Source organism: Blastocatellia bacterium (genome assembly GCA_025054955.1).
Taxonomy (GTDB): Bacteria; Acidobacteriota; Blastocatellia; order HR10; family J050; genus JANWZE01.
This window is the reverse complement of record JANWZE010000116.1, coordinates 1-7,797: the sequence shown is the minus strand read 5'-3', so window position 1 is coordinate 7,797 and position 7,797 is coordinate 1. Positions and strand designations below refer to the sequence as shown.

The following is a 7,797-nucleotide window of genomic DNA, read 5'->3' as shown; positions in this document are numbered from 1 at the left end:
AGTGAGCCCGAGATCATCATCAGGGTGACCCAGTTCGGACTTGAGTGCCTGCACAACCTCACGAAGGGACTCACTGTTGGGTAAAGTCAGACGAACCGATTGAAGTTGAGTCTTATTTTTCCAATCCTCTTTATCCGAGCGCCGGCACTTGGGACGTAATTCGTTGTCAATCCACTGCCTCCAGTCCTTGAAGCCCGCATCATTGCCGCACGCCTTCGCTAAAGCATCAGCCGTTTCAGGGAGGAGAACCGTTTGTGTCGGCTGGTTCTTGAGTGTGCATCCGTGCAACGCCAGCAAGTCCGTTAACTTCAATTCCAATGCTCGTCCGACGTATCTCCTCTGCTCACTGCTGCCAGCATCAACCGGATCAAACACCATCTCCAACGTTCGGGCATCGAGGTAACTGAAAACCGGCGTAATGCCTTTTTCTTTGGCCCACTGCTCCACTGCGCGATAAGCGTGAACCGACATGGCTTTTGTGCCCCCGGTGTAGTTGAGACCGACCGACTGGGCGTTGATGGCTTCAAGACGCTCTTTCACGCCTTGAACAATGGAGGAAGGGTTGGACTCGCTAACCTCCCTTAACTCCACTTTCACGCTTGTTTGTTCTTCCTTCGCTTTCTCTTCCAACCATTGTTTGAGCCTTTGCGCGACATCCGCAGTGCCTGCAGCACCTCCCGAATGAACAAGGGTGATGGTCCCGCCCGGCGCAACGAGCAACTTCCCCGCGACGGTATTGGGCAGCGGATTGCCTCCAACAAGCAAGAGAAGATGGCACACCTTACGCTCACCTGCATTCCACAGAGAGCGCTCTTGTGCTTCTCCGGCGCCTGCATGAAGGCACGTTGGAAGTTGAGGCTCACTTGCTTTCCTCATAAAGCCTTCTTCCGTATTCCTGAGACATTTTGCTCATTTGTTGCGCTTGTGCCCTTCCCCAGAACCCGTATGAGCCCCTGCCAGTAGCTAACCTACCGCACTCTGGAGAGTGTTCCTATCAGTCTTGAGATGACTTCTCTCGTGTCAGTCGTGAGATGACTTCTCTCTTGCGCTTCCGTTTCATCCATCACACCGCTCATGCACGATTCTTTATGAAAAATGTCAAACGCAACGCTGACAGTACCACACGACAATTCCTATGAGTTGTATCAACCCGAATAATAATACAACCCAACCGCCAACCCGGTTCAAACAGCAAAAAACCGTGACGAACGAAGACGCTTGTTTTTAGAAGGTGGCTGTGTTCTACCTGAGAGCTTCTTCTGTGATCAAGTTTCTGAAACTAGCTTTTTCACAGCCGCAGGCAGCATAATTCATTACCAAAATCCATGTCAATGTTCTACATGAAGACGACGAGGGAATCTTGTGGATCAGGAGGCATGAGAGTGGAGCCGCTCCTGAACAGCTCGTCTCTGCCGGTGCTTCATCCGCCATCTCCCAGGCTGTGGAAGAAGCCGAACGCCACTGGCTAAAGCTGCGCTTCAAGCTCACGAGTGGAACGTGTCGGCGACCGCCCGCGAACTGGGCATCTCCCGCGATACGCTCTACCGCAAGATCAAAAAATACAACCTCGCGCTGGAGAAGTAGCGGCGGATAGTGAGCAGGGGTGGGTGATACGCTCGTGGGCGAGTAAATGTCCCGCGGAGAGATGAGCGATGCGACTTACTGTGAAACTCATCGGACCAGAGCGTGAGGAAACATTGCACGCCTTCCTGCTGCGTATCCCCGGCTGGACCGAAGAGCATTACTACGAGAAAGCGCCTGAGAGGTGGTTTGCTGAATTCGAGGATCGAGAGGTCATCATGCACTCACCAGTCAGTATCCGACATCAGGCGATAACGAGGCTCCTTACCATTTCGCTTCATGTCCTTGTTCAGAGGCGAAACGTTGGCGAAGTGTTCAACGGGCCGGCAGTAGTGCGGTTGCGTCCGGGGTTGAATTACGAGCGGGACATTTGCGTCGTCCCTGTGGATCAACGAGATCGGTTGGAAAAGGAACGCTTCTCCGGCACGCCGCTTCTTGGGGTCGAAGTGATCTCTCCGGCGACGCGCCATCATGATCTGGTGACGAAGGCTCTCAACTACCGGAAACATCGGGTGGCGGAGTGCTGGGGGTGATCCTGAACAGATGGTTCTCCACCAGCATCTTCTTCATGAAGACTTGATGGCTCCTTATGCGGTGAAGATTTACACGCAGGGCCGAGTGGAGAGTCGTGCTCTCTTCGGTTTCTGGATAGATTTCGGCCGGTCATGCCAAGACCCGTTGCCCGATGAATTGCGTTGCCTAGAGCAAATTCTGACTCGCTAATTCCCGCGAAATATGGTAGACAATGGATCGCCTATGCGGTTTGGGCACCTGCGAACGACGAAAATGCTGTTTCCAAGGGAACCGCCTATATGCAACACACGTCACGAAGCATGAAAGTGGAGCACAAGCGTTCCCGCCTGTGCCAGATTCTCAAGGGAATCGCTCCTATGCAACAGCACGCCACGAACGATGAAAATACAATTCTTTCGTGAGGTTCGTGTGTTTCGTGGGCTATTTTTCAGAGGAGTTGTTCATGTCGTCCGGACGACGCGAGACAAACGATGAAAAACGCCACAGGCGGGAACGCCCGTGCCACTTTTTCAGAGGAGATCACTATGGAAGGCAAAAACATTCGCATCGGTCATCGAAGCGTGAGTCGGTTGCTCCACGTCAGCGTGGGGCTATTGCTTGGTCTCAGTTTAATGTGGACTCCGAAACCCCTGCTCGTTCTGGCTCGGAGTTACTACAGTGTGTCCGGAAGTGACCTCTACAAGTTGGCATACCCAGCAGGTGCGTTGACTTCAGCGCAGGCCGATACAATCCTGGCTGAGTTAGAACAGATCGGTTGGTTGGATGAGAAGAGTCTGCGAAAAATCTTTGTACATCATCTCTCCAAGCAGGGCATTCAGCTCGACTATATCAGCACAGTCGAGGTTGGAGCACTGAGGAGAAGTATTGACTGTACCGAGTGTTCCTCAACTCACAATAGAAAATGTGTTCAGAGCCCTTTTCATGGTGGCAAATGCGAGTGCGCCTGCTATGAACGCCTCCCGAATGAAAGGCAAGCTGGGTTGCGTATCGCGGTTCTTCTTCTTGCCGATCCTGCCGATCGAGAGCTGGCACTCCAGGCTCTCACTCAGGCTGGACAACCTTGCGTTGTGCCGCCGGCGGGCATGGTCGCATGGTACCCGCTCGATGAGCAAACAGGAGCAACCGCGGTGGCCGATATTGCGCCACCGCCCGGCTCAACCGTGAGCGACACAGGTGTCCCCAAGCCTGCGCCCGTTGGACCGGTTGGTACGGGACCCACACCTGTCGCCGGAAAGGTTGGGGCGGGGGCACTCTACTTCTACGGCCCGTTTGTAGAAGTCCCGCATAGCGCCGATCTCACGTTCCCCGGCGACTTCTCCATTGATGCTTGGATACGAGTAGTGCCATGTGGAGGTGGTATCCTCGCGCCAATCGTGGATAAATGGGACCCCGCCACCCAAACCGGCTTCTCGTTGTTTGTAGATCAACCTTCGCCAAGCACTGGATTTCTCAAGTTCCAGCTCAACAACCTCCTCTTTACCAGTCTGACATCACTGCCAACGGGGGCGAATCCGCTGGCCAATACAGGCCCGTGGGTTCATGTAGCCGTGACAGTAAACCGCGCAACGGGCATCGGCACGTTCTACATCAACGGCGCTCAAGCTGGAAGCTTCGCGCTGCCAACGGGCAGTATCACGAATACGCTGCCGATGCTCATCGGCGGAATTCGCGTGCCCGGCGGCCGTTGCGAGATTGCCATTGATGAACTGGAACTCTTCACCCGCGCGCTCGACCAGCAAGAAATTCAGGGCATCGTCGCCGCCGACTCGGCGGGCAAGTGCAGGCCGCAGCCGATCGAAAGAGGTCAAATTTGCGTGCTGAAGTTCGAGGACCTGGATGGCGACGGCGTGCAGGATGCGAATGAACCGTTGCTCCCCGGTTGGCAATTCACCGTCACTGATGCGAACAACAACCCTGTGGGCACAATCACGACGAGCCCGCCGGGAACGCCACTGGCATGCTTACCGGTTACTGCGCCAGGCACCTACACCGTGACCGAGCAAGTGCAATCAGGCTGGATGCCGACCACGCCAACTTCGCAAACTGTGACGGTCCAACCTGGGCAGACAGTCAACGTGGCCTTCGGCAACAAGCGGCCATGCGATCTACAGATCAGCAAGAGATTCAGTCCGAATCCGGCGCCAACCGGGCAGCCGGTGACGATCACCCTCACCATCACGAACGTGGGCGCGGGAACGTGTCCGCCCGGCCCCTTCCCCGGAACCGTGGTATCTGAGCCGGTATTCCCAGGGATGCCGTTCAACCTGCCGGTGACGATCAGTCAATCAGGTGGCAACTTGAACTGGCAATGTGGTTTTACAGCTCCGGGTGATTATCTCAATTGCGCCACGACAGACCCGCTGCCTCCGGGATATTCCGCCACGTTTACTTTCACGGCAACGATAACGTTAACGCCAGGCAGCCAGATTCGAAACTGCGCCACAGTGACCAATCAGAGCGACATTAACTCGCAGAACAATGTGTCATGTGCAACGCTCCTGATTACCGGCTGCGTAAGGCCGCCGGCGAATATGACGGCTTGGTGGCCGCTGGATGAGACGTCGGGCACAACAGCCAATGACCTAGCCTTAGTGGCCAACAACGGTACGCACGTCAACGGTCCGACGCCGACACCGGGAATCGTGGCCGGGGCGCTCCGCTTCGATGGCGTGAACGATCATGTGCGCGTGCCCGATCATCCCGAGCTGAATGTGGGCACGGGGAATTTCACGCTCGATGCCTGGGTGCGCACGACAGCCTCGCAGGGCGTGGTGGTGCTCGTTGATAAGCGCAGCGGTCCGACGCCTCTGGGCTATTCGCTCTTCCTCAGCAACGGCCGATTGGGACTGCAGATGGCCAACGGCACGGGTAGCTCAACGTGCACACCAGCGCCCGCAGCGGGCGTATCGTGTGTGAACTATGTCGCTCCGACGACTTCCCCGAACGTCGCCGATGGGCAATGGCACCATGTGGCAGCCGTTGTGGATCGAGCTGACACGAGCAGCGGCGTGCGTCTCTATGTTGATGGCGTCCAGGTCTTCACCGGTGCGCCTTTGGGTGCGCCTCCGTCGGGCAGCCCAGCCACGCCCGCCAACTTGGACAATACAGGCGATCTGTATCTGGGCGTGCGGACGCCAGCGCAGGGGATTGGTTTATTCTTCCCCGGCGAGCTGGACGAAGTCGAGCTCATCAAACGCGCACTGACGCTGCAAGAGATTCAAGCCCTCGTTCAGGCGCGTTCAGAGGGCAAGTGTAAAGCCTGCATCGAAGGGATGAAGTGGAACGATGCCAACGGTGATGGTGTGATCAATCCTGGTGAAACTGGGCTTTCTGGTTGGACGATTCAGCTCAGCGGTCCGGTGAGCGGGACGACGACCACCGCCACTGGAGGCACGTATCGTTTTTGCGGGTTATTCCCGGGCACCTACACGGTGTCGGAGGCATTGCAGCCAGGATGGGTGCAGACGTTCCCACCGGCGCCGGGCACATACACACTGACGCTCGTTTCAGCCCAGATCGCTGCCAACCGCAATTTCGGCAATCGGCGGGTGAGCGGTCTGCCTGACCTGATTGTGCGGAACCTGCGTGTGGTTCCGCTGACGATCCCACGCGGCGGCGTGGCCGTCGCTTCCTTCGACATCGTCAATCAAGGTGAAGGGCAAGCGGGTTCAGCGACTCACCAGGTGCGGCTCTTCATCCGCCGTCCCGGCGCAGCGGACGTTGATGTGTTGCTGGGGACGGTGTCAACGGGGACGCTAGCCGCCGGCGCCTCGCAATCGTTCAACGTGCCGATTCGCATTCCAACCGATGTTCCGACCGGCGCGGCCACCATCCGCGCCATTGCCGACAGCGGCAGCGCGGTCACTGAAGCGAACGAGGGGAACAATGTCGCTGAAGTGCAAATCACCATCACCGGAGGACCGTAGCGCTGGCTCACACCAATTGCGGATGACGGATTGTACACGTATGAATCTCCTGAGGCAGGTGATGGGTCGGACCTTTGGAAGAATCGCTCATGTGCTCCGCGCACGTCATGAAGAATAAAAACCTGGGAGCGCACGCGGTCTGTGTTGCTTTGAGAAGAAGCATGTCAGAGGCGCGCGCTTCCAGGGCATTTTCAGGAGAATCGTCCCTATGCGATTGCACGCCACGAAGCGTGAAAACGTGGGAGCACCCTTGCAACAGGAAATCCGAAATCCGAATATCGAAATCCGAAACGATTCGGATTGGGGATTTCATGCTTCGTATTTCCCCGCCGGCGTGCGCTCTCACGGACTTTCCAAGGATGGGACGAGAGACCATGCACGAGTCATAAGCTTGAGCCTGCCATGGCCGCGCAGCGGCTCACTGACTGTAGCCGTGCACTTCAGTGCACGGTGGGCAGAACGCTCAGCAGTGTTTCGTCGCGTCAGCGACGGGTGAGCCTATCCATGAGCATCGTTCAACCGTCGCTGACACGACGTGGGGAGAGGGGCCGATGGAACGTGCTCGGCGTTGAAACGCCGGGCTACATTCAGGCCGTCGCGCTGCGGCGCGTTTACGCGATCCTGATGAGTTTATGAGCGTAGGAATTTGCTTGCGCTAGATTCAGGCCGTCGCGCTGCGGCGCGTTTACGCTCCGAGTTGGGATAACGACCAATGGCCCATCCATACACCTTCACCACGAACGATGAGAAGACAACTCTTTCGTGAGCTTCGTGTGTTTCGTGGGCTATTTCCCAAGGAGCGATTCCAGGACACGGCGTCGTTAGATGCCGCCAGAGGGTAGCCAGACGTGAAACATCTGGGTGGACGTCATCCCCCAATTCCCGGGGCGCCTTGGAGAGGCGCCAGCAGCCCTCCCATGGGGTCGTTCGTGCAACTGAAACACTCGCCGCGAACACCCATGTCTTGGCGCGACTGCAGACGCGCCACTCTGGTTCGATCGGCTGTTCCAGACGTTGCACGTCTGGCGACCTGCTATTTGCGCCTCTGGCGCACGCTGACCTTGGACGTTTTCGAAGAATTGCCCTTATGCGTGCTGACTTTCACTGCTGAGAACGATATGGCCTATCGCATCTCTGAACGGTTTCTGATCCCGGCCATTACGCATCACACAGCGATCAAGGAGCGCCGCCAATGATTACAGGCATTTTATCAAGGAAAAGGGGTTGGCTCTGGTCACCTCCAAAGTGCTCAACGAGGGTGTCAACATCCCCTATGCCTCAGTGGCCATCTCACTCTCCGGCTCTGGCTCTACACGCGAGCATATTCAGCGGCTGGGTAGGATTTTGCGTAAGCGTCCCAACAAATGTGTATGAGGTAGTCAGAGCTGACACGACCGAAAAGCGCATCAGCGAACGACGGAGCGCAAGTAGCTCGTAACTGCGAAGTGACTGCTCATGGGTAAGCGGCAATGAATCGTCTGACCATGAGTCAAAAAAATTTTACAAGGTTGAAGGTTTTTTCCAGGAAATTTACGTCTATTTATTATAATGATGCCAAGCATAAGGGATGGCGTAGTCAACGAGATTATGAAGCCGGACGATTTCAAGATGATGGGAATTCTTGGCCTGGTCGTTCTCCTGCTGGCTGTGGGGGCCGGAACCCACACGGCCTGGGCACTCGATCCGCGGAAGGCTCTCACGCAATATGCTCAGGATGTGTGGCAGATCGAGCACGGACTGCCGTCGAATAGTATTG

5 protein-coding genes and 1 pseudogene are annotated in these 7,797 nt (G+C 56.4%); 5 read left to right on the top strand and 1 reads right to left on the bottom strand.

Going from position 1 to position 7,797, the window contains the following annotated elements; all coding sequences use genetic code 11:
- A partial coding sequence (locus NZ823_15075) for a hypothetical protein (protein ID MCS6806451.1) occupies positions 1–765 on the bottom strand: 765 nt, incomplete at its 3' end.
- Positions 766–1,473: 708 nt separating this feature from the next.
- On the opposite strand from NZ823_15075, the pseudogene NZ823_15070 reads away from it, so the two are divergent.
- From NZ823_15070 to NZ823_15050, 5 genes and pseudogenes are all read left to right on the top strand, one after another.
- Positions 1,474–1,584 (top strand): annotated as a pseudogene (locus NZ823_15070) (helix-turn-helix domain-containing protein).
- A 68-nt stretch (positions 1,585–1,652) separates the two neighbouring features.
- Positions 1,653–2,114 carry a Uma2 family endonuclease gene (locus tag NZ823_15065; protein ID MCS6806450.1) on the top strand — a complete coding sequence of 154 codons (462 nt, stop codon included), beginning with the start codon at positions 1,653–1,655 and terminating at the stop codon, positions 2,112–2,114.
- Between the two features lie 1,083 nt (positions 2,115–3,197).
- Positions 3,198–6,041: a LamG domain-containing protein gene (locus NZ823_15060; GenBank protein ID MCS6806449.1), complete on the top strand. Its 2,844-nt coding sequence runs from the start codon at positions 3,198–3,200 to the stop codon at positions 6,039–6,041.
- Positions 6,042–6,545: 504 nt separating this feature from the next.
- Entirely contained in the window at positions 6,546–6,677 is a 132-nt protein-coding gene (locus NZ823_15055; protein ID MCS6806448.1) for a hypothetical protein, read from the top strand.
- A gap of 609 nt (positions 6,678–7,286) precedes the next feature.
- Positions 7,287–7,415, top strand: coding sequence for a hypothetical protein (locus NZ823_15050; protein ID MCS6806447.1), 129 nt, complete (start codon positions 7,287–7,289; stop codon positions 7,413–7,415).
- The last annotated feature ends 382 nt before the right edge of the window (positions 7,416–7,797 follow it).